This is a genomic window from Sphingopyxis panaciterrae (assembly GCF_011762125.1).
Lineage (GTDB): Bacteria > Pseudomonadota > Alphaproteobacteria > Sphingomonadales > Sphingomonadaceae > Sphingopyxis > Sphingopyxis panaciterrae.
In genome coordinates this window covers 875,844-899,943 of record NZ_JAASQN010000001.1, presented here as the reverse complement: position 1 = coordinate 899,943, position 24,100 = coordinate 875,844, and the positions used below count along the sequence as shown (strand labels likewise).

Genomic DNA, 24,100 nt, shown 5'->3' with positions numbered 1-24,100 from the left:
CTCAGCCGACCGGATAGTTCGGCGCCTCACGCGTGATCGCGACGTCGTGGACATGACTTTCACGCAGCCCCGCATTGGTAATGCGCACGAATTTCGCGCGTTCGCGCAAGTCCTTGAGGGTGCGGCTGCCGGTATAACCCATCGCCGCCTTCACGCCGCCGACGAGCTGGTGAATCACATCTTTCGCCGGGCCCTTGAACGGCACCTGCCCCTCGATGCCTTCGGGAACCAGCTTCATCTGGTCCTTGATGTCCTGCTGGAAATAGCGGTCGGCCGAGCCGCGCGCCATCGCGCCGACGCTGCCCATGCCGCGATAGCTTTTATAGGTACGGCCCTGGAACAGGAAGGTTTCGCCCGGCGCCTCGGCGGTACCCGCGAGCAGCGAGCCGACCATGACGCACGACGCGCCCGCCGCGAGCGCCTTGGCGATGTCGCCCGAGGTGCGCAGGCCGCCATCGGCGATGACCGGAACGCCGAGCTTGGCCGCCTGTTCGACGCTGTCGAGGATCGCGGTAAGCTGCGGCACGCCGACGCCTGCAACAACGCGCGTCGTGCAGATCGATCCCGGGCCGATCCCGACCTTCACCCCGTCGGCACCGGCGTCGATCAGCGCCTTGGTCGCATCGCCGGTCGCGACATTGCCCGCGAGGATCTGGACGCGGTTCGACAGCTTCTTGATCTTCTCGACCGTCTGCCCGACCATCTTGCTGTGGCCGTGAGCGGTGTCGACGACGATCAGGTCACATTCGGCGTCGAGCAATGCCTCGGCGCGTTCGACCCCGCTATCGCCCGTATTGGTCGCCGCCGCGACCCGCAGCCGGCCGCTCGCGTCCTTGGTCGCGTCGGGGAAATTGACCGCTTTTTCCATGTCCTTGACCGTGATCAGGCCGATGCAGCGATAGTCGTCATCAACGACAAGCAGCTTTTCGATGCGGCGCTGATGCAGCAGCTTGCGCGCCTCATCCTGCCCAACCCCGGGGCGGACGGTCGCGAGATTGTCAGCGGTCATCAGTTCGCGCACCGGCTGGCCGGGATTGTCGGCGAAACGGACATCGCGGTGGGTCAATATGCCGACCAGCTTGCCACCCGTTTCGACGACGGGAATGCCCGAAATCTTGTGCTGGTCCATCAGTGCGATCGCATAGGATAGCGGCGCGTCGGGGGTGATGGTAATCGGGTTGACGATCATCCCGCTTTCGAAGCGCTTGACCTGGCGGACGGCGGCCGCCTGCTCCTCGATCGTCAGATTGCGGTGCAGCACGCCCAGCCCGCCGATCTGCGCCATCAGGATCGCCATGTCGGCTTCGGTCACCGTATCCATCGCCGACGACAGGATCGGGATGTTGAGGCTGATCTCGCCGGTCAGCTGGGTCGACAGATTGGCGTCCGAGGGCAGGATATCCGATGCACCGGGCACCAGCAGCACATCGTCGAAGGTCAGACCGGTGATGATTTCCATGGAGCCACTTTCTGGTGCGGGCGGCGCCTGCCCCGCGCTTCGGGGCGACACACGCGATTCGTTCGGTGGCGGCCCATGTAACCAGTCGGGCGCGCGCGCGCCAGTGGGGGACGAACGATTATTTCGTCGGCCTAAGGCGTTTCGTCCGTTGCCGCTTCTTCGACGGTGAAACTGCTGTTCGACAAGGTCAGCTCGTCGCCGCAATGGCTGCACGCCGCAACCATATGGAGGTCGTGCCCGCACCGGCTGTGCGTCAACAGCACCGGCGGTCCGCGTTCGTCGGAAAACCAGCGGTCGCCCCACTGGAGCAGCGCCAGGATCACCGGATAGAGATCGCGGCCCTTTTCGGTCAGCCTATATTCGACCCGATCGACGTGCGCAGAATAGGGCACCGTTCGCAATATGCCCTGTCGGACGAGCCGGTCTAGCCGGCCAGTCAGGATGTTCGTCGCCATCAGCGTGTCGCGCTGAATATCGTCGAAGCGGTTGATGCGCGTGAACATCGCGCGGACGACGAGCGTCGCCCAGCGATCGCCGAACAGCTCGATCATCGTGTCGACGAGCGGGCGCCCGCCGGGGCGGCGCGCGCCGACTTCGCCGCAGAAGCGGCGGCGTTCATAGGCCGGGGTCACCTGCACCAGCCCCGGCCCTTCGCGCCACCCGACGTCGCGCGGGTCGATTTCAGCCCGGCAATGCTCGCATACGGGCACCGGTTCGCTCGCGTGCCCGCACGTCGCATGATGAAGCTGGACGCGAAAATCGCGGCTCGCGGCTTCCCATTTATGCTGCCAGCGCAGCATCATCAGCGCGTTGGGAAACTGATCGCGACCCTTTTGGGTCAGGAAATAATGATAGCCGCGGCCGCCCTTCTTGGCGACCTTGGCCAGGCAATCCTCGTCGACCAGCTTCTTGAGCCGGCCGTTGACGACCGAGCGCGCGAGCCCCGTGCGCGCCACGAATTCGTCGAAGCTGTGCGTGCCGAGAAACGCCTGCTCCATGATCAGCAGCACGGGAACGTCGCCAACGACATCGAGCGCGCGCCAGATCGAGCAGGCCCTGATGGTGCGTTCGTGTTTCAAGCCATGGCCATCCTTCAGTCGGTGCCGCCCCTAGACCAAGGGCGGTGCGGCGGCAAGGCCGGTACCCATGGCGGGAGGGCGGCGGCGAACCGCCCTCCCCCAGCGCATCAGAACCGCCCGGTCAACTGCACTGCGATCGTCCGCGGCCGGTCGACGATGCCGTTATAGGCATTGCCGGCATTGCGGGTGATCGTCGTCGCCAGCGGCATCGAACTGGCCGTCTGCAATATCCGCTGATTGGTCAGGTTGCGGCCGATGACCGCGACTTCCCAGCGATCGTCGACCTCTGCCAGCGCCAGCCGCGCGCCGAGCTTCGCATAACCGTCCTGATGCGTGCGCGGGTCGAGGTTCGCCGACGCAATATAGGAGGAGGAGAAGTCGGCGTTGATGTTGAACGCGACCTTCATGTCGCTCGTCACCGGCGTCGTATAATCGACATTGAGGTTGCCCGACCATTTGGGGCTGAGCGCATTGCGCTTGCCCGAATAGTCGCAGAAGCCGCCCGGCCCCGGGACCTGCAGATAATAGCATTGGCCGTCGGTGAAATTGGTGAATTTGAAGTCGAGATAGGCGACCGCACCGCTGATCGTCAGCCCGTCGGCAACCGCCGCGCGGAAGTCGGCTTCGACCCCCTGCGTCCGTGCCCCCGCAGCGTTGCGCACGTTGAAGTTCAGCGTGCCGTCAAAGATATTGACCTGCAAATCCTTATACTTCGTCCGGTACAGCGACAGGTTGAAGGCGATATTACGCCCCTTGTATTTCAGTCCTGCCTCGAAATTGTCAGCGCTCTCGTCCTCGAATTCGAACGCGCCGGGCTTGGCGACGGTCGTCGATCCCGGCAGCGAGTTCGAACGGATGTCGAAGCCGCCCGCCTTGGTGCCCCTGGCATAGGAGCCGTAGAGCATCAGATCATCAGTGGCGTCATACTGCACATTGACCATCGGGTTGAAGCTGTCTTCGCTGATCTTGCCCGAGACGCTGTGCGCCTCGATGTTGAGCGCGCGGAAAGTCGCCGCGACGAGCAGCGGGTTGAAGCTATTGAGCGGCCCCTGAACGATCGCCAGCGTGCGGCTGCCGCTCTTCTTTTCATGGTTGAAACGCGCGCCCGCAGTGATGCGGAACCGGTCGCTGAGCGCCAGCTCGCCCTGCGCGAAGCCCGAAATCAGGTCCGACTTCTGGGCATAGTCGCGGTCGTTGCGTGTATCGCCGATTGCATTGAACGGCGGCCCCAGCGCCAGGAAGGTCGAATTGAACAGCGTGAAATCCTGCACGTCGAGCTTCGCATGCTGGTAATAGACGCCGGCAATATAGTTGAAGGTCTCGCCGCCGGGTGAAGTCAACCGCAACTCCTGCGAGTACTGGCGATAATCCTCGCGCAAATTGGTGCCGTCGAGGAAGCTGATGCCCGAGAAATCGACATCGACGACCTCGCGCGTCTTGTAATCGAGCAGCGACGAGATCGAGGTCAGCGTATGCTCGCCGATTTCGAGATCGGCGTTGAGCGTGGCGCCGAACACCTTGTTGCGGCTTTCATAACCATTATCGGCGCGAACATAATCGGGGGTGGTGTCGACGAAGAACGGCCCCTGGAAGACCGCGTTGTAATTGCCGACCGCGCCGAACACGTCGCGGGGCTGCCCCTTCGTTTCGAAATCGGCATATTCCAGCTTCAGCTCGGCGGCGAACGGCCCGCCGCGGTCGAATTCCAGCTTGCCGCGGAAATATTTTTCATCGACGTTCGGCTCATCGCGGTCGAGCTTGGTATTGTAGAAATAGCCGTCCATCTTACGATAATAGCCGACGACACGCGCCTCGACGCCTTCGGTCAGCGGTCCCGACAGCACGCCGGTGAGCTGGAATTCCTTGTGGTTGAACTCATAGAGGCCGCTGACCATGCCCTCGAACTCGTCGGTCGGGCTGCGGGTGGTGATGTTGACCGCGCCGGCAATCGCATTCTTGCCGAACAGGGTCGGCTGCGGCCCGCGCAGCACCTCGACCCTCTCCATGTCGATCAGCGGCAGGCGCGACAGCTGGTCGCGGCCGTAATAGACGCCGTCGACGAACATCGCGACCGACTGTTCAAAGCCCTTGTTGTCGCCCGATGCGATGCCGCGGATCGCGATGCGGTTGGCGATCGCGGTCTGAGTGATCTTCAGGTTCGGGACCGACGAGCTGATCTGTTCAAGGTTGGTCTGGCCGTAATTCTCGACCTGCTTGCCGCTGATCGCCGAGATCGAGATCGGCACGTCGGACAATCCCTCGGCGCGCTTCTGCGCGGTGACGATGATTTCCTCAAGCCCGCCGCGCTCTTCGGCGGGCGCGGTATCCTGCGCAAAGGCGATCCCGGGGCTCGCGAGCGCCGACGCGGCGACCAGCACGGCAAAACGCTTCTTCATCTTCTCTCTCCCTCCCACCATCGTCGGGTTGGCTCCCGCGATGTCATTCTGGCCTTGCGACTCTTATCGTCTTTAAGTATCACTATGCAAGTAAGATAATTCGGGAGAGCATGACAGTGCCGAAAAACGGCCTTCCACCTGCGCTAACGCGCAATTTGCGGCTGCCCGCGATCGCCGCGCCGATGTTCCTTGTGTCGGGTCCCGAGATGGTGATCGCCGCGTCGCGATCAGGTGTGATCGGCAGCTTCCCCGCTCCCAATGCGCGCACGTCGGCAGACCTTGAAGACTGGATAGGCCGAATCGACGCCGCGCTGTCGAACGATCCCGAAGCGGCGGCGTGGGCGGTCAATCTCGTCGTCCATCCGTCGAACAGCCGCCTTGCGGAGGACCTCGCCTGCGTCGTCCGCCACAAGGTACCGCTGGTGATCACCGCGCTCGGCAGCCCGGCACGCGTGGTCGAGGAAATCCACAGCTATGGCGGGCTCGTCTTCGCCGATGTCAATTCGGTCGGTTTCGCGCGCAAGGCCGCGGCGGCCGGGGTCGACGGCCTCGTGCTCGTCGCCGCGGGCGCGGGCGGGCATACCGGCGCGACCGCAGGCTTCGCCTTCGTCGAGGAGGTGCGGCAATTCTGGGGCGGGCCGCTGGTGCTCGGCGGCGCGATCTCGACCGGCCATGCGGTGCGCGCTGCTGAAATATTGGGTGCCGACTTCGCCTATCTCGGGACCTCGCTGATCGCCTGTGCCGAGAGCATGGCGGTGCCGGGTTACAAGGATATGGTCGTGGCCGCGGGCGCCGAGGATATTGTGCCGTCGAAAGGCATCACCGGCGTGACCGCCAACTGGCTGAAATCCAGCCTGATCGCTGCGGGATACGACCCCGTCAACATGCCGGAGGACAAACGCCCCAACTTCTCGGACGCGCAGGACGATGCCAAGGCGTGGAAGAATGTCTGGTCCGCCGGCCAAGGCGTCGGTGCCGTCCGCGCAGTGGAACCCGTCGCGGCTATCGTCGACCACCTCGTGAAGGAATATGATGCCGCTGCCGCAAGGCCGCGCTTTGCAGCAGCCCAAGGAGTCCCCGCATGACCGCCGAACTCGTCGAGACAATCACGGCCACGATCCAGCCAAACAACCACCCCTATATGAAGGACGCGTGGCGCCCGACGTACAACGAGTGGAACGCGATCTTCGCCAATGGCGATACCGAGGTGACCGGAACGATCCCGACCGACATCGACGGGGTTTACGTGCGGACCGGCGAGAACCAGATTCACGAGCCGATCGGCCGCTATCACCCGTTCGACGGCGACGGTTTCATCCATGCGATCAGCTTCAAGGACGGCCGCGCCAGCTATCGCAGCCGTTTCGTGCGCACCAAGGGGTTCGAGGCCGAGAAGGAAGCCGGGCGTTCGTTGTGGGCGGGGTTGATGGAGCCGCCGCATAAATCGACGCGCCACGGCTGGGGGGCGCAAGAGTGGCTCAAGGATTCAAGCTCGACCGACGTCGCGATCCATGCGGGCAGGATCATTTCGACCTTCTACCAATGCGGCGAAGCCTATCGTCTCGACCCCTTCACGCTCGAACAATATGGCACCGAAAGCTGGGTGCCGCTCGACGGCATTTCAGCGCATTGCAAGGTCGATCTCGCGACCGGCGAGCTGATGTTCTTCAACTATTCGAAGCACGCCCCCTACATGCATTATGGCGTCGTCGGCGCCGACAACAGGCTCAAGCATTATATCCCCGTGCCGCTCGCCGGACCGCGCCTGCCGCACGACATGGCGTTCACCAAGAATTACACGATTCTCAACGACATGCCGCTCTATTGGAACGAGGGGCTTCTCGAACGCAACCTGCATGTCGTCCAGTTCCATCCCGACGAGAAGACGCGCTTCGCGATCATCCCGCGCCACGGTCAACCAGAGGATATCCGCTGGTTCGAGGCCGAACCGACCTACACGCTGCACTGGCTGAACGCGTGGGAGGAAGGCGACGAGATCATCCTCGACGGCTATTATCAGGAAGAGCCGATGCCGAAATCCTATCCGGACGCGCCCGAGGGGCTCGAGCGGATGATGGCCTATCTCGACCAGGGATTGCTCAAGCCGCGCCTCCACCGCTGGCGCTTCAACCTCAAGACCGGCGAGACCAAGGAGCAAAGGCTCGACGATCGCGACCTCGAATTCGGCATGTTCAACCATCGCTATGCGGGCAAGCCCTATCGCTACGCCTATAGCGCGATCCCCGAGCCCGGCTGGTTCCTGTTCCGCGGCCTCGTGAAGCACGACCTGAACGCGCGGACGAGCGAGAGCTACGAGTTCGGCCCCGGCCGGTTCGGCAGCGAAGCCCCGTTCGCGCCGCGTATCGATGCGAAGGACGAGGACGACGGCTATCTCGTCTCCTTTATCGCCGACCTCGAAACCGACCGTTCCGAATGCGTGCTGATCGACGCGAAGAATATCGCCGCAGGGCCGGTGTGCCGGATCATTCTGCCCGAACGCATCTGTTCGGGCACGCACACCGTGTGGGCGAGCGGCGACGATATCGGCATGGGCGAAAACAGCGTGCTGGCCGCCTGAGATGATCGTCGCCGGAGAGGAGAAGAGGCAGCGGCACCGGACAAGCGGCTGGTGGGGCGACAAGACCTTCGCTGACCTGTTCGTCGCCAATGCGGCGGCGCATCCCGAACGGCTCGCGCTGGTCGATGCGCCGAACCGCGGCGAGTTCGCTTTCGGCGAACCGCAGCGGCTGAATTACGCCGAACTGGCCACCGAGATCGACCGGCTCGCGGGGGCACTGATCAGCGCCGGGATCGGCAAGGACGACGTGCTGCTCGTCCAGCTTCCGAACATCAGCGAATTCGTCGCGCTCTATTTCGCGGCGGCGAAGATCGGCGCGATCATCAGCCCGGCGGCGGTGCAATATCGCAGCCATGAGCTGAAGGGCATGATCGGCGTGATCGCGCCCAAGGCGTTCGTCTGCGCGACACAGGTGAAGGGCTGCGACCATGTCGGCGTCGCGGCGCCGTTGCTCGACGGCATCCAGTTGATGACCTTCGGCCCCGATGCTCCTGTTGGCGCCCTCGACCTCTCGACCGCAAACGGCGACGAAAAAGCGCTCGCGGCGCATGTCGCGGCAAATCCGGTCGACGCCGACGATATCTTCACCATCTGCTGGACCTCGGGCACCACCGGCGTGCCGAAGGGCGTGCCGCGCAGCCACAACCACTGGATCGCGGTCGCGGGCGCGGGATATGAGGCGATGAAGGTCGGGCCGGGCGACGTCCTGCTCAACCCCTTCCCGCTCATCAACATGGCGAGCATCGGCGGGATCACCATGTGCTGGCTGACCAGCGCGGGGACGATGGTGCTGCACCATCCCTTCGATCCCGGCATCTACTTGAAGCAGATCGCGACCGAGCGCCCTAGCCTGACGATCGCGCCGCCCGCGGTGCTCAACATGCTGCTCCAGAACGAGGCGCTGCTCGCCTCGGTCGACCTCTCCAGCCTGCGCGTCATTGCCTCTGGCTCCGCACCACTCGCACCTGCGATGGTGCGCGGGTTCCAGGAAAAACTCGGCATCATCATCGTCAACGTCTTCGGCTCGAACGAGGGGATGAGCTTCATCACCGGCGAGGGCGTCATGCCCGATCCCGACAAACGCGCCAGCCTGTTCCCGCGCCGCGGCACCTATCAGCGCCCCTATGGCGAAGGCCGCGCGCCCAATATCGAAAGCCGCCTCGTCCCGCCCGGCGGCGGCGATCCGATCGAGGAAGACGGCGTGTCGGGCGAATTGCAGATCCGCGGGCCGACCTTGTTCGAGGGCTATCATAACGCCCCCGAGCGCACCGCCGAAGCCTTCACCGACGACGGCTGGTTCCGCACCGGCGACCTGTTCGAGATCGCCGAGGGTGGCGATTTCTACCGCTTTGTCGGGCGCTGCAAGGACCTGATCATCCGCGGCGGGGTCAATATCTCTCCCGAAGAGATCGACCAGCTTTTGGGTGGGCATCCCTTGCTCGCCGAGGCGTGCGTCTTTTCGCTCCCCGACCCGGTGATGGGCGAGCGCATCGGCCTCGCTTATGTCCCGCGCGGTGCCGACGACATCGGGGTCGGCGAGGTTGCCGGCTATCTGCGCGGCCACGACCTTGCGGTCTTTAAACTGCCCGAACGCCTGTTCCGCTTCGACGCCTTGCCGCGCAACGTCACGGGCAAGGTGATGCGCAGCGAAGTGCGCGAAATGGCGCTCGCCACTCTCGAAAAGGAAGCCTGACATGGCGAAAGACGTCTTCATCCTCGGCGGCGCGCAGAGCGATTTTGCGCGCAACCTCGAACGCGAGGGCGGCGGGCTGTTCGAACTGTTCCGCGACGTCGCCGAAGCGGCGTTCGTGGCGACGGGGATCGAGCCTAAAGAAGTCGAGACCGCGCACGTCGGCAATTTCGTCGGCGAATTGTTCGCGGGCCAAGGCCAGCTCGGCGGCTTCTTCGGCCATGTCCATCCCGACCTTGCCGGCATCCCGGCGTCGCGGCACGAGGCCGCCTGCGCGTCGGGCAGCATCGCGATCCTTGCCGCGGCGGCCGAGATCGAGGCCGGGCGTTATGGCCTCGCGCTCGTGCTCGGCATCGAGCTGATGCGCAACGTCCCCGGCCAGCGCGCCGCCGAATATCTCGGCGCCGCTGCCTGGGCCGGGCGCGAGGCGCAGGACGCGCGTTATCTCTGGCCGTACATGTTCGCGCAGGTCGCCAAGGAATATGAGGAGCGCTTCGGGCTCGACCGCGCGCATCTGCGCGGGATTTCGGCGAATAATTTTGCCAATGCCAAGAAGAATCCCAACTCGCAGACGCGCGGCTGGGCAGTCACCGATGAGCATCTCGGCGAGAATGACGACGTCAATCCGCTGATCGAGGGCTCCTTGCGCAAGTCCGATTGCGGGCAAGTCACCGACGGCGCGGCGGCGATATTTCTGGCTTCGGCGGAAGTTGCCGAAGGTTACGCGCAGCGTCGGGGCATTTCGATCGACACCATTCCGCGGATCAAGGGGTGGGGCCATGCGACAGCACCCCTGCTCTATTCGACCAAGGTACAGGAAAGTAAGGGGAATCCCTATGTTTTCCCGAGCGTGCGCAAGGCGATGATGGATGCATTGCGCCGTGCCGAAATGCCCGACATTTATGCGTGCGACGGAGTGGAAGTGCACGACTGCTTCTCGATCACCGAATATATGGCGATCGATCATTTCGGCATCACCGAACCCGGCGAAAGCTGGCGCGCGGTCGAGGACGGCACGATTGCCCTCGGCGGCAAGCTGCCGGTCAATCCGTCGGGCGGGCTGATCGGCCTCGGTCACCCCGTCGGCGCGACCGGCGTCCGCATGCTGCTCGACAGCTGGCGGCAAGTGACCGGCAACGCCGGCGACTATCAGGTCGAAGACGCGCAGAATTTCGCGACCTTCAACGTCGGCGGCAGCGCCACGACCGCGGTCAGCTTCGTCGTCGGCGTCTGAGCTTTTGAACGTCTATCTTTACGATGCGGTGCGGACGCCGCGCGGCAAGGCACGCGCCGACGGCGGGCTTGCCGCGCTGACCCCGCAGGAACTGGTGCGCCAGCAGTCTGCGGCACTCGCGGCGCGATGCGGCGATGCCGCGCGCAGTCCCGAGGCGCTGATCCTCGGCTGCGTCACCCAAAGCGGCGCCCAGGGCGGGCATATCGCGATGCTGGCAAAGCTTCACACCGGCCTGCCCGACGCCACCGCGGCGCACAGCATCAACAATTATTGCGCCTCTGGCCTGTCGGCGATCGGCCAGGCGGTCGCAAAGGTTGCAAGCGGTGAAATCGCCTCGGCGCTGGCCGGCGGGGTCGAATCGATGAGCCAAACGCCCTTCCTGGGCGACCAGGCCGCTTTCTATTCCAACGCCGAACTGCCGCCGCGCGCGCGCTTCGTACCGCCGGTTCTCGGCGCCGACCGCCTTGCCGCCGTGGAGAATATCACGCGCGCCGAGCTCGACGCCGTCACCCTCGTCTCGCAGCAGAAGGCAGCGGCGACCGAGCGCGACCCGTTGCTCCAGCATTCACGCATCGCGACCGGATCGCTCGCGGGCGAAGAATGCATCCGCCCGCAAACGACCGCCGAAACCCTCGCCGCCGCGCCGCCGGTCTTCGGTGCATTGCAGGCGGAATATACCAGCGCGCTCGAAGGGAGACGCTTCAAGCCGCGCCACGGCATCGCCCACGCGCCGCCGATCTGCGACGGCGCGGGCCTCGCACTCGTCGGCGCTGAAGGGCTTGGCCCAGCACCGCGTGCGCGCGTCGTCGCCTTTGCCGAAAGCGGCGGCGATCCGGCGGCGTCGCTGACCGCCGGTTTTGCGGCGATGGACAAGGTGCTGGCGCGCGCCGGAATGACCCTCGCCGACATGGATCGGATCGAATTCATGGAAGCCTTCGCGGTTACCATCGCAAAATTCCTGCGCGACCGATCGCCCGATCCCGCCCGCGTGAACGTCAGCGGCGGCCATCTGGCCAAGGGCCACCCGATGGGCGCGAGCGGGGCGATCCTGACATCGACCTTGCTCGACGCCCTCGACGCCTCGGGCGGCCGTTACGGCCTTGTCGTGCTGACGGGTGCGATGGGGGTCGGTGCGGCCATGGTTGTCGAGAGGATGGACGGCGCGGCGCACTGAAAGCCTGCCCTTGCAAAATGACCGATCAGTTCCTATGAATGATATATTATGAATTTGTTCAAGGGAGCGAATATGGCAACGCAGTTCGCCCGGCAGGCCGATGAGAGCCGGATCCTTTCCGAAGCGGTCGTGCGCGTCGCCGCCTGCTGGCGGCTGACCAACGAACAACTCGGTGCCATTCTTGGGCTTTCGGCCGCAACCATATCGCGCCTCCGCGCGGGCAGCGTCCAGCTCGACCGGTCGGGCAAGGAATTCGAACTCGGCCAATATCTGGTGCGCCTGTTTCGCAGCCTCGACGCACTGATGGGCAGCGACGACACCGCGTCGGTTTCGTGGCTCAAAACCGCCAATCTCGACCTTGGCGGCCGGCCGATCGACCTTGTGCGCTCGATCCGCGGGCTCGGCGACGTGACCGACTATGTCGACGATTATCGCGCGCAGGTCTGACATCGTTCCCGCGGTTCGCGATTTCCGTCCCTATCAGGCGAAGCTCTGGCGGCTGGTCGAGGCGCAGCACCGCATCTCGACCAACCGGCTGACGGCGCACGCCGACGATCAGGCGCTGCTCGAACAGCTTGTGGAGGAGGTCAAGCCGCCGCTGCCGCCTGCGGCGCGCGGCCTGCACTATCTGCTCGCGACCCCTTTTCGCTATGGATATCAAAAGCCTTCGCGCTTCCGCAGGGCGGGCGAGCGGCCGGGTATCTTCTATGCCGCCGAGCATGCCGCGACCGCAGTCGCCGAAACCGCTTATTGGCGGCTGCTCTTCTTCTCGCGCTCGCCCGGGTTTCAGCCGCCATGCACCGTCGTCGAGCATTCGGCGATTTCGGTGCCCGTCACGCTCGATCGCGGGCTCGACCTGACCGCCGCGCCCTTCGCGGCCGACCAGGCCCTGTGGATGCACCCGGGCGATTATGCGGCGTGCCAGGCCTTCGCCGCCGACGCGCGTTCGATCGAAGCGCAAGCGATCCGCTATGCCTCGGTGCGCGACCCCCAGCACCGCGCCAATATCGCGCTTCTCGATCCCGCCGCCTTTGCCGCGCGCGCGCCGAAGATCGAGCAGACCTGGCATTTCCGGCTGGAGAACGGCACGATGACCGCGCTCGCGGCGCTGCCCTCGAACGCGCGCCACAGCTTCACCTTCGAAGAGTTCGGACTCCAGCCGCCCAGCTAATCGGCGGCGATCACCAGCGACGAAAAGAACAGGCGGACCGGATCGGCGATCGGCACCGCGCCTTCCGGACCGGTCGATACGATGACGCTGTCGGCGACGCCGATGCATTTGCCGCCGACGAACAGGCCCTGCGCGATCACCAGCGAACGCTCGCCGACGCGCAATATCCCCGTCCCGACGTCGATCGTCCCCGGATAGCGCGCCTGCCCAAGGAAGCTGGTGTTGACACTCGCGATGACGAGCGCGCCGCGATCCTCCTTCGCCACCAGTTCGCGTGCCTCGGCGAGCAGTTCGAAACGCGCCTCTTCATAAAATTGCCCGGTTGCGACATTGTTGAGGTGGCGGAACATGTCAACGTCGGCAAAGCGGATCGGCACCGTCTTGTGGCGCGGATAGGTCGCAGCGTTCAGGCGATATGGTTCGGGTTTCACGACGTCATCCTTTCGCGCCATGCGGCAATCGCCGCGGCACTAGCCCCGGACGCCTCGCGCTGCGGAACATGGCCGCAGCCGGGGATCATATGCAGCACGGCGTCGGGCAGCGCCGCCGCCATCTCGCGCGACCGGCCGGGCGCGACGATGCCGTCGTCCTCGCCCGCCAGGACCAGCGCCGGCACCGCCAGCGTCGCCAGCAGGCCGCACCGGTCGACACGCGTCATCGCCGCCGCCTGCTGCCGGGCGAAGCGCTCGGCGCCGCAGCGCAGCAGCATCGCGTGCGTGTCGGCGAGCAGCACCGGATCGGCACGGCTGCTTCGCGACAGCATCGCGCGGGCGAGCCGTTCGGCGAGGACGGCAAAGTCAGAGCGCGCCTGGTCTATTGCCGCGTGGCGTCCCGCCTTCGCCTCGTCGCCATCGGCGGTGCAGGCGCTGCTCAGCAAGGCGAAGCCTGCCAGCCGCTCCGGCATCCGCGCCGCGATTGCGAGCGCGACATAGCCGCCCATCGAATGGCCGCAGAGCGCGAAACGACCGGGCAATTCGGCTGCAATCGCATCGGCCATCGCGTCGATCGTATCGCCGGCGGGCAAAAAGATGCGATCGACCGGCATGTCCCGCCAACTCGCCTCGTCGGTCGCGATGCCGCAGATCGCGATCACCGGTGCAGCCATCCGCCCTCTCCTCTCGCGGCGACGCTGCTATTCCTCGCCGATTCCCGCAAGGTCGCGCGCATATGTCTTCTTCCGCTCGACCTCCATGCCGCGCAATATCTGGATGCGCTGCGCCTGCGGTGACCCCGCGCCGTGGAGCGACTCGGTCAGATAGCCGACCGCGTTGCGCCCCAGCGTCATATTCTCGATCAGGCGCAGGATGCGCTGGCGGAACTCGACGGGGACATTGTGCTTGCCCTTCATATATTTCTCGAGGATCGGGCCCACTTTCTCATGCTTGAAATCGGCGTCCGACGGCATCGTCACCATGATCCCGCCCGCCAGATCCTGCGCCAGCCGCGAAATCTCGTAGGGGAAGCGCGTCACATTATGCTTGCAGACATTGGCGAGCATCGCGTCGTTCATGAAGATACCCGACGGCAATTGCTTCGCCTCGTGGCTCGACGCGATCGCCGATGAATAGATCGTCTCGTTGAGGTGCGTCATCTCGACCAGCTTGTCCTTGATATGGCTCGCCGCCTCGGCACCATTATAGTCGGCGACCTGCGCCGCGGCGCCGACCATCACATCGCCGAGCCCGGTCTTGCAGACGTACGACGCACGGTGATAGGCGGTGAAGCGCGCGACCATGTCCTGCGCGAACTCATATTCGCCGTCCATCAGCACATGCTCGTAGGGCACGAAGACATCGTCGAAGACGACGAGCACTTCCTGCCCGCCGAAGCGCGCATTGCCCTGGTCGATGTTGCCCGGTTCCATCGCGCGCGTGTCGCACGACTGGCGGCCATAGATATAGGTGATCCCCGCGGCGTCGCCGGGCACCATGCCGACGATTGCGAAATCGCGGTCGGCTTCGCCCATGTTCATCGTGGGCATGACGCAGATCCAGTGCGAATTGAGCCCGCCGGTCATATGCGCCTTGGCGCCGGTGACATAGACCCCCGCATCGGTCCGTTTCGTCACATGCAGGAACATGTCGGGGTCGGCCTGTTCGTGCGGGCGCTTCGAGCGGTCGCCCTTCGGATCGGTCATCCCGGCGCCAAGGATGATGTTCGCGCGCTGCGCATGGCGCATGAAGTCAAGATAGCGCTGGTGATACGCGGTGCCGTGCTTGGCATCGATGTCGAAGGTGATCGAGTGGAGCACGCTGATCGTGTCGAGCCCGGCGCAGCGCTGGAAGCAAGTACCGGTGAGCTGTCCCATGCGGCGCTGCATCCGGTTCTTCATCACCAGATCGTGCGGCGAGCCGACGATGTGGAGGAAGCGGTTGACCGGCGCGTCGATCAGGTCGCTGTGCGCGGTGGCCAGTTCCGGGTCCTCTGTCGCGAGATCGTAGGTCATCTTGAGTGCGTTGATCGACGGTCGGATGATCGGATGATCGACGGGCTCGTCGACGCGCTCGCCGAACAGCCAGACCTCGACGCCGCGGTTTCGCAGCGATTCGACATAATCATCGCCGGTGCGGATCGACGCGAAGCGCGCCCAGCGGTCGGCGGCGCTCTCCTCGCGGGGGCGGGTGGTGGTTTCGGTCATGTGCAGTCTCCCGTTGTTTTGCGGCGAGACTAAACGCGGGCGAGAAGCAAAACAGGTCATGACAGGCGATAAAAACTCACCATAATGCGCAGGCCATGGCCACGATCGATCGCTATTATTTCAACGTCTGCACCAAGGGGGCCGAGCGTCGGGGCCGGCCGCTCGCGGAACTGGTGGCAAGCACCGGACTCGACCCCGCCGACTTCGCGCGGCCCGGCTGGCGCGGCGGGATCGATGCGATGGCGCTGCTCGTCCGCAATATCTGGAACAGCCTCGACGACGAATATATGGGCTATACCGCCCGCCGCGCCGCGCCGGGCAGCTTCGCCTTCGCGTGCGAGTTGGCGCTCGAGGGCAGCGATGTCGCCGACGGGCTGCGGCGCGCGGCGCGCTTCTACAATCTGCTGGACGCCGGAATCGCGACCGACATCGACACGACCCTGGCCGGATTGGTCGTTACGGTGCGCTTCGCCGAACCGGACCGCGATCCCGATCATTATTTCAGCGAATTCTGGATGATCATCTGGCACCGCCTCGCCTGCTGGCTGGCGGGCGAGACGATCTCCCTGCTGTCCGCCGAATTCGATTATCCGCGGCCCGGCCCCTATTTCGAGGAATTCAAATATCTCTTTCCGTGCCGCCGCCGCTTCAACGGGGCGGCGCGGCGGATCATGATCGATGCGCATGTCCTCCACGCGCCGATCCGGCGCACCCGGTCCGAACTCGACGCGATGCTCGCCGCGGCGCCGCTCGATATCATGACGATCCCCGCGAGCGACACCAGCGCGGCACGGCAGGTGCGCCAGTTGCTCACGCGCAGCCCCGACCTGACACTCGAAGAGCTCGCCGCCGAAACACGCCTGTCGCCGCACATCCTCCGCCGCCGCCTCCGCGCCGAAGGCAGCAGCCTCGCGATGTTGCGCGAGAATGTCCGGCGCGACCGCGCGACGCGGCTGCTCACCGCAAGCAATGCCACGGTCGAGGCGATCGCCGAAGCGCTGGGCTATGCCGAGGCCCGGTCCTTCACCCGCGCGTTCCGGCAATGGACGGGGCAGTCGCCATCGGCGTGGCGGTCAATGGGCAGATCGCACCGGACGCCCCTTGCCGAGCCGCGCGGGCGGGTCTAGTCGCCATGAGGTGAGTCCGGCAAAGCGTCCCCTGCCAGCATCGCTGGCCCCCTTCCGTTTCCCTGCCTTTCGCGCCATCTGGATCGCCAACCTTGCCTCGAACATGGGGTCGATGATCCAGTCGGTCGGTGCCGCTTGGCTGATGACCGAGCTGACCAGCTCGCATCTTTTCATCGCCGCGGTGCAAGCGAGCGCGACCGTGCCGATCCTGCTGCTCGGCGTCTTCGCGGGCGCGATCGCCGATAATTTCGACCGCCGTGCGGTTATGCTCGCGGCGCAGGGCTTCATGCTGATCGCGTCGGCGCTGCTGACGGCCACGACCTGGGCCGGGGCGCTCACCCCGATGGCGCTGCTGACCTTCACCCTCGCGGTCGGCTGCGGCACCGCGCTCAATTCGCCCGCGTGGCAGGCGTCGGTGCGATTGCAGGTGGGTCACGCCGATTTGCCCCAGGCGATCGCGCTCAACACCATCGCCTTCAACCTCGCACGCAGCGTCGGCCCCGCGCTCGGCGGGCTGCTGATCTCGCTCACCGGCCCGACCGCCGCCTTCGCGCTCAACGCGATCAGCTATGTCGCGCTGATCATCGTCCTCTTGCGCTGGCACCCCGAAATTACGCCACCCACGCGCACGCCGATGCTGTCGGCGATCATGATCGGCATCCGCTTCTGCGCCGCGTCAAGCCCGGTGCGCCGGGTACTGATGCGCGGCTTCGCCTTCGGGCTTGGCGCTGCGGGGTTCCAGGCCTTGCTGCCCTCGCTCGTCCGCGACCGGCTCCACGGTACCGAGCTGACCTTCGGCCTGTGCCTCGGCGCGTTCGGCATCGGGTCGATCTTTTGCGCGCTGTGGATCGGAAACGCGCGGCGGCGCTGGGGCAGCGATCGCGTGCTCGGCGTCGCGGCGATCGCCTTCGCCGCGGCAATGGTGCCGGTCGCGCTGACGCAGAATCTGTACGTGGTGATCGCGGCGGCATTCGTGGCGGGCGGGGCTTGGGTGACGACCTTCACGACGCTCAACGTCGCGATGCAGATCCGCTCGCCCGAGGATATCCTCGGCCGCTGCCTGTCGATCTATCAGGCGGTCACCTTCGGCGCACTCGCGCTCGGCGCTTACATCATGGGGCTGGTCGCCGACCTGACCTCGCTGCCGACCGCGATCCTGATCTCGGGCGCGTGGCTCGCAATCGCCGCGATCGTCCTGCGCATCGTCGCCCCGATGCCGGCGCGCGACGAGGGGCGTGTGCTTCCTTGAGATACTATCGATAATTTGACAAAAATATCTTTTCGTCGCATTTCTTTTTTGCACCGGGAGAGAGTGCGAGGAGGAGAATTTCATGTCCGACAGCAGCGCGCTGCAGGCAAGCCGTGCCATCACGGGCGCGACCCAGAGCGGCGATGACGACGATCTCGCCGAGCGGCTGCGCGCCTTCGTCGCCGCGCGCCCCGACATCGGCGGCACGGTCGAGGCGCTGCGGATCGACAAGGGACGCCGGTCGGCGGGCGCGTCGAGCGGGACCGTGCTGTTCGATGTCGACCTCGACACCGACGGCCGGAAATCGACGCGGCGGCTGGTGTTCCGCTACGACCTCGGCGGCGCCTTTTTCAGCCAATATTCGCTGAGCCCCCAGTTCACGATCATGCAGGCGCTCCATGCGCGCGGCCTGCCCGTCCCCAACGCGCTGTGGCTCGATGCCGACGGCGCGGTGAACGGCAAGCCGGGGCTGTTCATGGAGCGGATAGAGGCGATCGCGCCGAGCACGATGCCATTCAACGAGGGCCCCTATATGGCGGTCGATGCCGCGGCGCGGCACGCGATGCTGCTCGCAGCCGCACGTACGCTCGCACTCGTCCATGCAACCTCGCCCGAGGGTCTTGCCGACGACTATTTCGCCCGGCGCGGCGGCAGCGGCGATTATCTTGACCGCGAGATCGCGTGGAACCTGCTTGAGCTGCGCCGCACCATCCCGCCCGCCGATGCCGGCGCCAAGGCCGAATTCTATCGCGATATCCGCGGCACGCTCGAAACCGTCGGCCGCTGGCTCACCGACCATGCGCCGCGCCACCGCGTGCCCGAACTCGCGCACGGCGACGCGAACATATCGAACTTCATGTATGGCGAAGACGGCCGCGTGATCGCGCTGCTCGACTGGGAACTGTCGCACCCCGGTGTCGGCGAGGCGGATCTTGCTTATCAGATCGCGGGAATCGCGCATTTCGCGCTGCTGGCGCCGCCGGTCGACGGCATCCCCACCGCCGACGAGATGATCGCCGCGTACTGCGAAGCGCGCGGCAAGCTCGATGACTGGGACTTCGCGCATGTCCTTGGCGAATGGCGCCTCGCGGTCTTCGCTTCGATGGGGATGAGCCGCCTGCCCCCCGAACTGGAGGATGTCGAGCGAAGCTATTGGGCCGCAACCCGCCAGCGGCTCGCCGCGCTGGTTCCGGGGATCGCGACATGATCGCCCCCGAAGATATCATCGTCCTGCCCGTCGCGGACGAATGGCCGCACCCGCCCGAGGCCGACGATCATTGGCAGGAAAGCGTCGTCCTCTGCTTCCAGGACATCGGACAGGGGCTCGGCGGCTTCATCCGCATCGGCCATCATCCGAACCGCGGCATCGGCAACTGCACCTTCGGCGTTGTCGCGCCGGGGACCGGCTACAACCGCTCGCGGCTCGACGTGCCGATGCGCGAAGGCGACCGGTTCGCGAACGGTTTCGCGATCGACGGCTTCCTGACCGCGACCTTCGACGATGCGACCAATCGCTGGACCGCGTCGGATGTCGATTGCGAACTCGATCTTCATGTCGAAAATATCCATCCGCATTACGACGCCTGGGCGCTGTCGGGGCTGACGGGAGGCTTTCGCGAGAAATTCGCCGCGATGCATACCGAGGTTGCGGGGCGCGTGCGCGGGACGATGCGCATCGGCGACCAGCGCTGGACCATCGACGGCTTCGGCCACCGCGACCATAGCTGGGGGGTGCGCAAGCACGACGACCCCGACGCCGCGCTCGCGACCTTCTTCTGGCTCGTCGGATCGTTCGGCCCCGACCTCATCTTCAGCATGAGCGAGTCGGTCACGCTGACCGGCAAGCGCAACCGTACCGGCTTCGTGATCGCCGGTGGCGTCATCGAGCGCCCGCTGACGCGCGACGCGCGCTTCGGCGTCACGCTCGACGGGATGACGATGCAGGATGCGCGGGTGACTTTCGATGCGGGATCGCTCGGCACGCACATGATCGAGGTCGAGGGGCTCGGGAACGTCCTGCTCGGCATGGGCGGGCGCTATCTGGAGGTCGGCATGCCGGCGGTCGGCCACTGGAACGGCCGCACCGGCGGCGTCCACCTCAGCACGATGTTCAACGCTCGCGGCGGCACCGGCGCCCCGCCCTTGCTGTTCGGGACGTCGCCCGCGAACGGGCTGTACCGGACGCGGGCGTTTCAGGAGGCCGACTGACCGGCTAGCCGATGACGTCGTAGCTTTCAGCGAAGAAGATCGGCGAGCGCGACAGGTCGATAAAGCGCTGCTCGTCCTCGAACAGTTCGCGGTTCGCGGCGCGGACTTCGGGCGTGCCGCCGCCCGCGGTCAGATCGGCGGCGCTCGCCCATCCGAGTTCGGCTACGCCATCGAACGCATCGTCGGTCATCCGCCCTTTGAGCAGCGCGCTGAGCGTTGCGTCGTCGAGCCGGTGGTGCTGGCGATAGAGAGCGAGGCGAATCACCGGCGCATGCCGCGCGACGAGCGGCGCGTGGGTATCGCGCCAATAGGATTGAAATTCGTCGAGGCTGAGCGTCGGCAAACGCCGCAGGCAGAAGAGCATCCGGATCATACGAGCGACCCTAGCGCGTCTTGTAGCGGATCGGCAGCCGCTTCAGCCCACTGACGAAATTCGACGCGATCCACGCCGGATCGCCATCGAGTTCGATATCGTCGATGCGCTCCAGCAATTCCTCGAAAAAGATGCGGATTTCCATCTTCGCGAGATGCTGGCCGAGGCAGAGGTGCGGGCCGTAGCCGAAGCCCAGATGCTTGTTCGGCGGCCGCGACAGGTCGAAACGGAACGGGTCGGCATAGACCTCCTCGTCGCGGTTCGCCGACGGGTAACACATCATCAGGCTGTCGCCTTCGCGGATCTTGCGCCCGCGCAGCTCGCAATCGCTCGCCGCGGTGCGGAAGAAATGCTTCACCGGCGAGACCCAGCGCGCCATTTCATCGACCCCGCTCGACAGGATAGCAGGATCGGCGCGCAGCTTCTTCATTTCAGCGGGATTCTGGATCAGCGCCAGCAGCCCGCCCGCAATCGTCGAGCTGGTCGTGTCGTGCCCGGCGGTCGCGATGATGATGTAATAGGACATGAGTTCGAGGGTGCCGATCGGCTCCCCATCGACTTCGGCCGCCGACAGCAGGGTCGCAATGTCGTCCGACGGATCGCGCCGCCGCGCCTCGGTCAGCGCGCCGAAATAGTCGGTGAAGCCCTTGATCGTCGACGCGAGGTCGGGTTTCGGTCCCTTGCGGATATCGGGATCGTCGGGCCCGAAGATGTCGCGCGTCAGGACCAGCATCTTCGCCTCGTCCTCGACCGGCACCCCCAGGATGCGCATGATGACCCGCAGCGGATACCAGACCGCGACATCGTCGACGAATTCGCACGACGGCCCCGCGGCCGCCATCCGCCCGACGAACTCGCGGGCCAGCGCGCGCAGGTCATCCTCCAATGCCTTCAGCCGCGCGGGCATGAACCACGCCTGCGTCAGCTTGCGGTGCGCCATATGGTCGCGCCCGTCCATATGGACGATATCGCGCAGCATCAGCGCGCTGCCGCCGGTCAGTTTGCGCACTTGTTCTTCGACCGCGATGGGGCGCAGCAGCATGCGTGGGGCGTTCAGATATTGCGCGGCGTTTCGCTCGACCTCCTGGATATCGGCGAATTTCGTCACCGACCAGAAGGGGCGATAGCCATCGGGCTCGGTCCAGTGGACCGGGTCCTCGGCGCGCAACCGCGTGAACAGCGCATCATAGGCCGCCGGGTCGGCATAGGTCGCCGGGGCGACGATCGCGTCATCGACCGGGGCGGAGGCAAGCGTGGCCATCAGAAATTATACCCGATGCGGATACCATAGGTCGCCGGCGGCGCCGCGCGTGCGTTGCGCACCAGCCCGCTGATCGGCAGCCCGCTGTCATAATATTTGGCGTCGGTGATGTTCGCGCCGAACAACGACACCAGCCAGCGCTCGCCCGGCGCGGTGTAGGTCAGGCTGAGATCGACGAGTTGGAAATCATCGGCATTCGCGCCGCCGGTGCCGGTCAGGTTTTCGGCGTCGAAATAATAGCCCGCGTTGTGCGAGGCATCGACCGACAGCTTGATCTCGCCCGCACCGACCGGCTGGACGATATCGGCGCCGAGCGAGATCGCGAATTTCGGCGCCCCCGCCAGCCGGTTGCCCTTGATCAGCAGCACCCCGGCACCACCCGCCGACTGGACGTCGCGGTTGTAGCTGCTGTCGAGCAACAGCCCGTTCGACCGCAAGGTCAGCCACGGCGCCGCGCGCCACTGCGCGTCATATTGCACCCCGTCGATCTTCGCCCCGGTGCCGTTGACGAGGATGTTCGAACCGCTGGCCGAGTCGGTGTAGGCGATATGGATATTGCCGTAATCATAGTGGAAGGCGCTGAGGTTCAGCCGCGCGTCCGACGACAGCCGGATCTTCGCGCCGGCTTCGTACGAGGTGATCGTCTCGGGCGTCACGCCGGGGCTGAGCAGGTTGGTGTTCGACAGCGTCGCGCCCTTGAACCCCGTCGATATGCCTGCATAGAGCAGGATATCACCGCTGTCGTACTGCGCGCGCGCCGTATAGGTGAACTTCGACCCCTTCAATTGCTGCCGCCCCTGGTTCGGGGTGCCGAAGACGTTGCGCGGATCGGCGAGCGAGATGCGGTCGTTGCTGGTATATTTCTCGTCGGTGTAGCGCCCGCCCGCGGTGATGCTGAACCTGTCGGTCAGCGGCACGGTGATCTGGCCGAAGCCTGCGAGCGACTTGTTCTGCCAGCGGTTGTCGGCGGTGAGCGCCGACAGCGGCGGCAGGTCGCCGGTGAGGAACACGTCGCCCGCGGCGTCGAGATAGACCGCGCCCGCGATCCACTGCACCGGCGATCCGACCGACGCGATCTGGAATTCCTGCTGCCAGGTGCGCGACGGGAAATCGCCGGTGAAGCCCACCGATCCGCCCTGGAAGCCGGCCGGATAACTGGTCGGATCGGCGAAGAGCACTTCGGTGGCCGACAGCGATTCCGCTGTTTGATAAGCGGTTAGCGAGCTGATCTCGACAGTATCGAGGCTGAGCGTCGCCTTGGCCGAATAGGTTTCGGTGTTGAGCTGGACGAACGATCCGGCCGGGCCCGGGCGCAGCAGACCGCGCGTCGAACCGTTCGCTTCATTATCATAGGTCGTGCCGTGCTTCGGACTGAAGCGCAGGCCCGCCGCCGCCGCCGCGGCATCGCCGGGCGATACGCCGAAGCTTTGCAGCAGCCCGGCATAATAGAGCTGCGACCCGTTGAGCCCGGTGCCGCCGACGTCGATATCGAGCCCGACCGCCTGGAACCCCTGCCCCGACCGGTCGTCGGATTCGAAATGCGAGGCGCGCAGGACAAGGTTGAACTGGCTCGACGGTTCGAACACCAGCACGCCGCCGATCGATCTGGAATCGCGATCGTAGAAATCGTCGTTGGTCGCGCCCGCCCCGGCGGGGTTGAGGTTCTTGATATAACCGTCGCGCTTGCGGATCGAACCATTGACCGAGAAGGCGAACATGTCGCCGAGCCCGCCCGAAATGATCGCCGAGGCGCCGCGATTGTCGTAATTGCCATATTCGGCGCGAAAGCGGCCCGAGATCGGATCGCCCGGTTTCGGCGTCTTCGTCGTCACGACGATCGCGCCGCCGGTCGCGTTGCGGCCATAGAGCGCGCCCTGCGGCCCTTCGAGCACCTGCACCTGCTCGACATTGTCGAGGTCGAACGCCGCGCTGGTCAGTGTCGAGATATAGACGCCGTCGACGTACGTCGCGACGCTCGCCGCCTGCCCCGCGCCGGTGACGGTCGAGCCGACGCCGCGGATGAAGGGCGTGACGTTGCTCGCCTGGTTCTGGACGGTCAGCGCCGGGGTCAGCTTGGGCAGGTCCTGAAGGGTCGAGACGTTGCGCGCTTCGAGCACCTCGGGCGCGACCGCGGTAACGACGACGGGCACCTTCTGGAGATTTTCGGACCGGCGCTGCGCGGTGACGACGATGTCGTCGAGCCCACCGGCCTGCGGTGCATCGGCACCCTGCGGCGCGGCATCGGCCGCCGCCTGCGCCCACACCGGCGAACCCGTCATCGCGAACATCGCCGCGCTACCCAGAAGAAATGTCTTACCCATGGTCCCTCTCCCTCAGAATGCAGGGTTTTTCACCCCGTCTTTCTGCTTGCCTAGCATGGCGCAAGTGGCGCATAGCTCGGTACGACAAAAATAGATATTCGTCGTATTTTAATCTGTCAAGCGGCATTTAAATATGTGTTTA

20 protein-coding genes are annotated in these 24,100 nt (G+C 65.3%); 11 read left to right on the top strand and 9 right to left on the bottom strand.

From position 1 onward, the window contains the following. Nucleotide 1: 1 nt before the first annotated feature. The 3 genes from guaB to FHR22_RS03935 form a co-directional block, all read right to left on the bottom strand. Nucleotides 2–1,459 carry an IMP dehydrogenase gene (gene guaB / locus FHR22_RS03945; RefSeq protein WP_166939160.1) on the bottom strand — a complete coding sequence of 486 codons (1,458 nt, stop codon included), beginning with the start codon at nt 1,457–1,459 and terminating at the stop codon, nt 2–4. 131 nt (nt 1,460–1,590) lie between these two features. Next, a complete protein-coding gene (locus tag FHR22_RS03940; protein ID WP_166939159.1) occupies nt 1,591–2,538 on the bottom strand; it encodes a winged helix-turn-helix transcriptional regulator in 948 nt (315 codons plus the stop codon). A 107-nt stretch (nt 2,539–2,645) separates the two neighbouring features. Then, nucleotides 2,646–4,934, bottom strand: a complete 2,289-nt coding sequence (locus FHR22_RS03935) for a TonB-dependent receptor (protein ID WP_243853452.1) — start codon at nt 4,932–4,934, stop codon at nt 2,646–2,648. A gap of 110 nt (nt 4,935–5,044) precedes the next feature. On the opposite strand from FHR22_RS03935, the gene FHR22_RS03930 reads away from it, so the two are divergent. The 7 genes from FHR22_RS03930 (at nt 5,045) to FHR22_RS03900 (ending at nt 12,781) form a co-directional block, all read left to right on the top strand. After that, complete coding sequence (locus tag FHR22_RS03930; protein ID WP_166939158.1) at nt 5,045–6,019, top strand: NAD(P)H-dependent flavin oxidoreductase; 975 nt, start codon at nt 5,045–5,047, stop codon at nt 6,017–6,019. Next, nucleotides 6,016–7,512 carry a carotenoid oxygenase family protein gene (locus FHR22_RS03925; protein ID WP_166939157.1) on the top strand — a complete coding sequence of 499 codons (1,497 nt, stop codon included), beginning with the start codon at nt 6,016–6,018 and terminating at the stop codon, nt 7,510–7,512. Before FHR22_RS03930 ends, FHR22_RS03925 begins: the two co-directional genes overlap by 4 nt. Nucleotide 7,513: 1 nt before the next feature. Next, nucleotides 7,514–9,205 (top strand): class I adenylate-forming enzyme family protein, encoded by a 1,692-nt coding sequence (locus FHR22_RS03920; RefSeq protein WP_166939156.1) that lies wholly within the window; start codon nt 7,514–7,516, stop codon nt 9,203–9,205. A gap of 1 nt (nt 9,206) precedes the next feature. Beyond that, on the top strand, nt 9,207–10,436 hold the full coding sequence (locus FHR22_RS03915; protein WP_166939155.1) for an acetyl-CoA acetyltransferase: 1,230 nt from the start codon (nt 9,207–9,209) through the stop codon (nt 10,434–10,436). Between the two features lie 4 nt (nt 10,437–10,440). Next, entirely contained in the window at nt 10,441–11,610 is a 1,170-nt protein-coding gene (locus FHR22_RS03910; RefSeq protein WP_166939154.1) for an acetyl-CoA C-acyltransferase, read from the top strand. 72 nt (nt 11,611–11,682) lie between these two features. Further along, nucleotides 11,683–12,057, top strand: a complete 375-nt coding sequence (locus FHR22_RS03905) for an MbcA/ParS/Xre antitoxin family protein (protein WP_166939152.1) — start codon at nt 11,683–11,685, stop codon at nt 12,055–12,057. After that, complete coding sequence (locus FHR22_RS03900) at nt 12,029–12,781, top strand: RES family NAD+ phosphorylase (protein WP_166939150.1); 753 nt, start codon at nt 12,029–12,031, stop codon at nt 12,779–12,781. Before FHR22_RS03905 ends, FHR22_RS03900 begins: the two co-directional genes overlap by 29 nt. Here FHR22_RS03900 and FHR22_RS03895 read toward each other — a convergent pair. Genes FHR22_RS03895 through FHR22_RS03885 form a run of 3 tightly spaced genes read right to left on the bottom strand, consistent with a single transcriptional unit; the run spans nt 12,778 to nt 15,419 of the window. Beyond that, a complete protein-coding gene (locus FHR22_RS03895) occupies nt 12,778–13,212 on the bottom strand; it encodes a thioesterase family protein (RefSeq protein WP_166939148.1) in 435 nt (144 codons plus the stop codon). The two genes, FHR22_RS03900 and FHR22_RS03895, sit on opposite strands and share 4 nt — an antisense overlap. Beyond that, entirely contained in the window at nt 13,209–13,886 is a 678-nt protein-coding gene (locus FHR22_RS03890) for an alpha/beta fold hydrolase (RefSeq protein WP_166939145.1), read from the bottom strand. Before FHR22_RS03890 ends, FHR22_RS03895 begins: the two co-directional genes overlap by 4 nt. Nucleotides 13,887–13,913: 27 nt before the next feature. Beyond that, nucleotides 13,914–15,419 carry a 4-hydroxyphenylacetate 3-hydroxylase family protein gene (locus tag FHR22_RS03885; RefSeq protein WP_166939143.1) on the bottom strand — a complete coding sequence of 502 codons (1,506 nt, stop codon included), beginning with the start codon at nt 15,417–15,419 and terminating at the stop codon, nt 13,914–13,916. Nucleotides 15,420–15,514: 95 nt separating this feature from the next. Here FHR22_RS03885 and FHR22_RS03880 point away from each other — a divergent pair, with 95 nt between their 5' ends. From FHR22_RS03880 to FHR22_RS03865, 4 genes are all read left to right on the top strand, one after another. Further along, nucleotides 15,515–16,546 carry an AraC family transcriptional regulator gene (locus FHR22_RS03880; RefSeq protein WP_166939140.1) on the top strand — a complete coding sequence of 344 codons (1,032 nt, stop codon included), beginning with the start codon at nt 15,515–15,517 and terminating at the stop codon, nt 16,544–16,546. Nucleotides 16,547–16,556: 10 nt separating this feature from the next. Next, nucleotides 16,557–17,795 carry an MFS transporter gene (locus FHR22_RS03875; protein WP_166937678.1) on the top strand — a complete coding sequence of 413 codons (1,239 nt, stop codon included), beginning with the start codon at nt 16,557–16,559 and terminating at the stop codon, nt 17,793–17,795. An 82-nt stretch (nt 17,796–17,877) separates the two neighbouring features. Continuing rightward, entirely contained in the window at nt 17,878–19,002 is a 1,125-nt protein-coding gene (locus FHR22_RS03870; protein ID WP_166939138.1) for a phosphotransferase family protein, read from the top strand. Continuing rightward, nucleotides 18,999–20,003: a DUF7065 domain-containing protein gene (locus FHR22_RS03865; RefSeq protein WP_166939135.1), complete on the top strand. Its 1,005-nt coding sequence runs from the start codon at nt 18,999–19,001 to the stop codon at nt 20,001–20,003. Before FHR22_RS03870 ends, FHR22_RS03865 begins: the two co-directional genes overlap by 4 nt. A 4-nt stretch (nt 20,004–20,007) precedes the next feature. On the opposite strand, the gene FHR22_RS03860 is transcribed toward FHR22_RS03865, so the two are convergent. The 3 genes from FHR22_RS03860 to FHR22_RS03850 are packed head-to-tail and all read right to left on the bottom strand — an operon-like array spanning nt 20,008 to nt 23,958. Further along, complete coding sequence (locus FHR22_RS03860) at nt 20,008–20,376, bottom strand: EthD domain-containing protein (RefSeq protein WP_166939133.1); 369 nt, start codon at nt 20,374–20,376, stop codon at nt 20,008–20,010. A gap of 10 nt (nt 20,377–20,386) precedes the next feature. Next, nucleotides 20,387–21,637 (bottom strand): cytochrome P450, encoded by a 1,251-nt coding sequence (locus FHR22_RS03855; protein ID WP_166939131.1) that lies wholly within the window; start codon nt 21,635–21,637, stop codon nt 20,387–20,389. After that, entirely contained in the window at nt 21,637–23,958 is a 2,322-nt protein-coding gene (locus tag FHR22_RS03850; RefSeq protein ID WP_166939128.1) for a TonB-dependent receptor, read from the bottom strand. The genes FHR22_RS03855 and FHR22_RS03850 overlap by 1 nt, the downstream gene beginning before the upstream one ends. Between the last annotated feature and the right edge of the window lie 142 nt (nt 23,959–24,100).

What these genes read in the sequence shown, in the direction of transcription:
- guaB (WP_166939160.1), bottom strand. Translation starts at nt 1,459, where the DNA reads ATGGAAATCATCACCGGTCTGACCTTCGACGATGTGCTGCTGGTGCCC.
- FHR22_RS03900 (WP_166939150.1), top strand. Translation starts at nt 12,029, where the DNA reads ATGTCGACGATTATCGCGCGCAGGTCTGACATCGTTCCCGCGGTTCGC.
- FHR22_RS03915 (WP_166939155.1), top strand. Translation starts at nt 9,207, where the DNA reads ATGGCGAAAGACGTCTTCATCCTCGGCGGCGCGCAGAGCGATTTTGCG.
- FHR22_RS03865 (WP_166939135.1), top strand. Translation starts at nt 18,999, where the DNA reads ATGATCGCCCCCGAAGATATCATCGTCCTGCCCGTCGCGGACGAATGG.
- FHR22_RS03855 (WP_166939131.1), bottom strand. Translation starts at nt 21,637, where the DNA reads ATGGCCACGCTTGCCTCCGCCCCGGTCGATGACGCGATCGTCGCCCCG.
- FHR22_RS03920 (WP_166939156.1), top strand. Translation starts at nt 7,514, where the DNA reads ATGATCGTCGCCGGAGAGGAGAAGAGGCAGCGGCACCGGACAAGCGGC.
- FHR22_RS03925 (WP_166939157.1), top strand. Translation starts at nt 6,016, where the DNA reads ATGACCGCCGAACTCGTCGAGACAATCACGGCCACGATCCAGCCAAAC.
- FHR22_RS03935 (WP_243853452.1), bottom strand. Translation starts at nt 4,934, where the DNA reads ATGAAGAAGCGTTTTGCCGTGCTGGTCGCCGCGTCGGCGCTCGCGAGC.
- FHR22_RS03860 (WP_166939133.1), bottom strand. Translation starts at nt 20,376, where the DNA reads ATGATCCGGATGCTCTTCTGCCTGCGGCGTTTGCCGACGCTCAGCCTC.
- FHR22_RS03850 (WP_166939128.1), bottom strand. Translation starts at nt 23,958, where the DNA reads ATGGGTAAGACATTTCTTCTGGGTAGCGCGGCGATGTTCGCGATGACG.
- FHR22_RS03870 (WP_166939138.1), top strand. Translation starts at nt 17,878, where the DNA reads ATGTCCGACAGCAGCGCGCTGCAGGCAAGCCGTGCCATCACGGGCGCG.
- FHR22_RS03905 (WP_166939152.1), top strand. Translation starts at nt 11,683, where the DNA reads ATGGCAACGCAGTTCGCCCGGCAGGCCGATGAGAGCCGGATCCTTTCC.
- FHR22_RS03890 (WP_166939145.1), bottom strand. Translation starts at nt 13,886, where the DNA reads ATGGCTGCACCGGTGATCGCGATCTGCGGCATCGCGACCGACGAGGCG.
- FHR22_RS03880 (WP_166939140.1), top strand. Translation starts at nt 15,515, where the DNA reads ATGGCCACGATCGATCGCTATTATTTCAACGTCTGCACCAAGGGGGCC.
- FHR22_RS03885 (WP_166939143.1), bottom strand. Translation starts at nt 15,419, where the DNA reads ATGACCGAAACCACCACCCGCCCCCGCGAGGAGAGCGCCGCCGACCGC.
- FHR22_RS03930 (WP_166939158.1), top strand. Translation starts at nt 5,045, where the DNA reads ATGACAGTGCCGAAAAACGGCCTTCCACCTGCGCTAACGCGCAATTTG.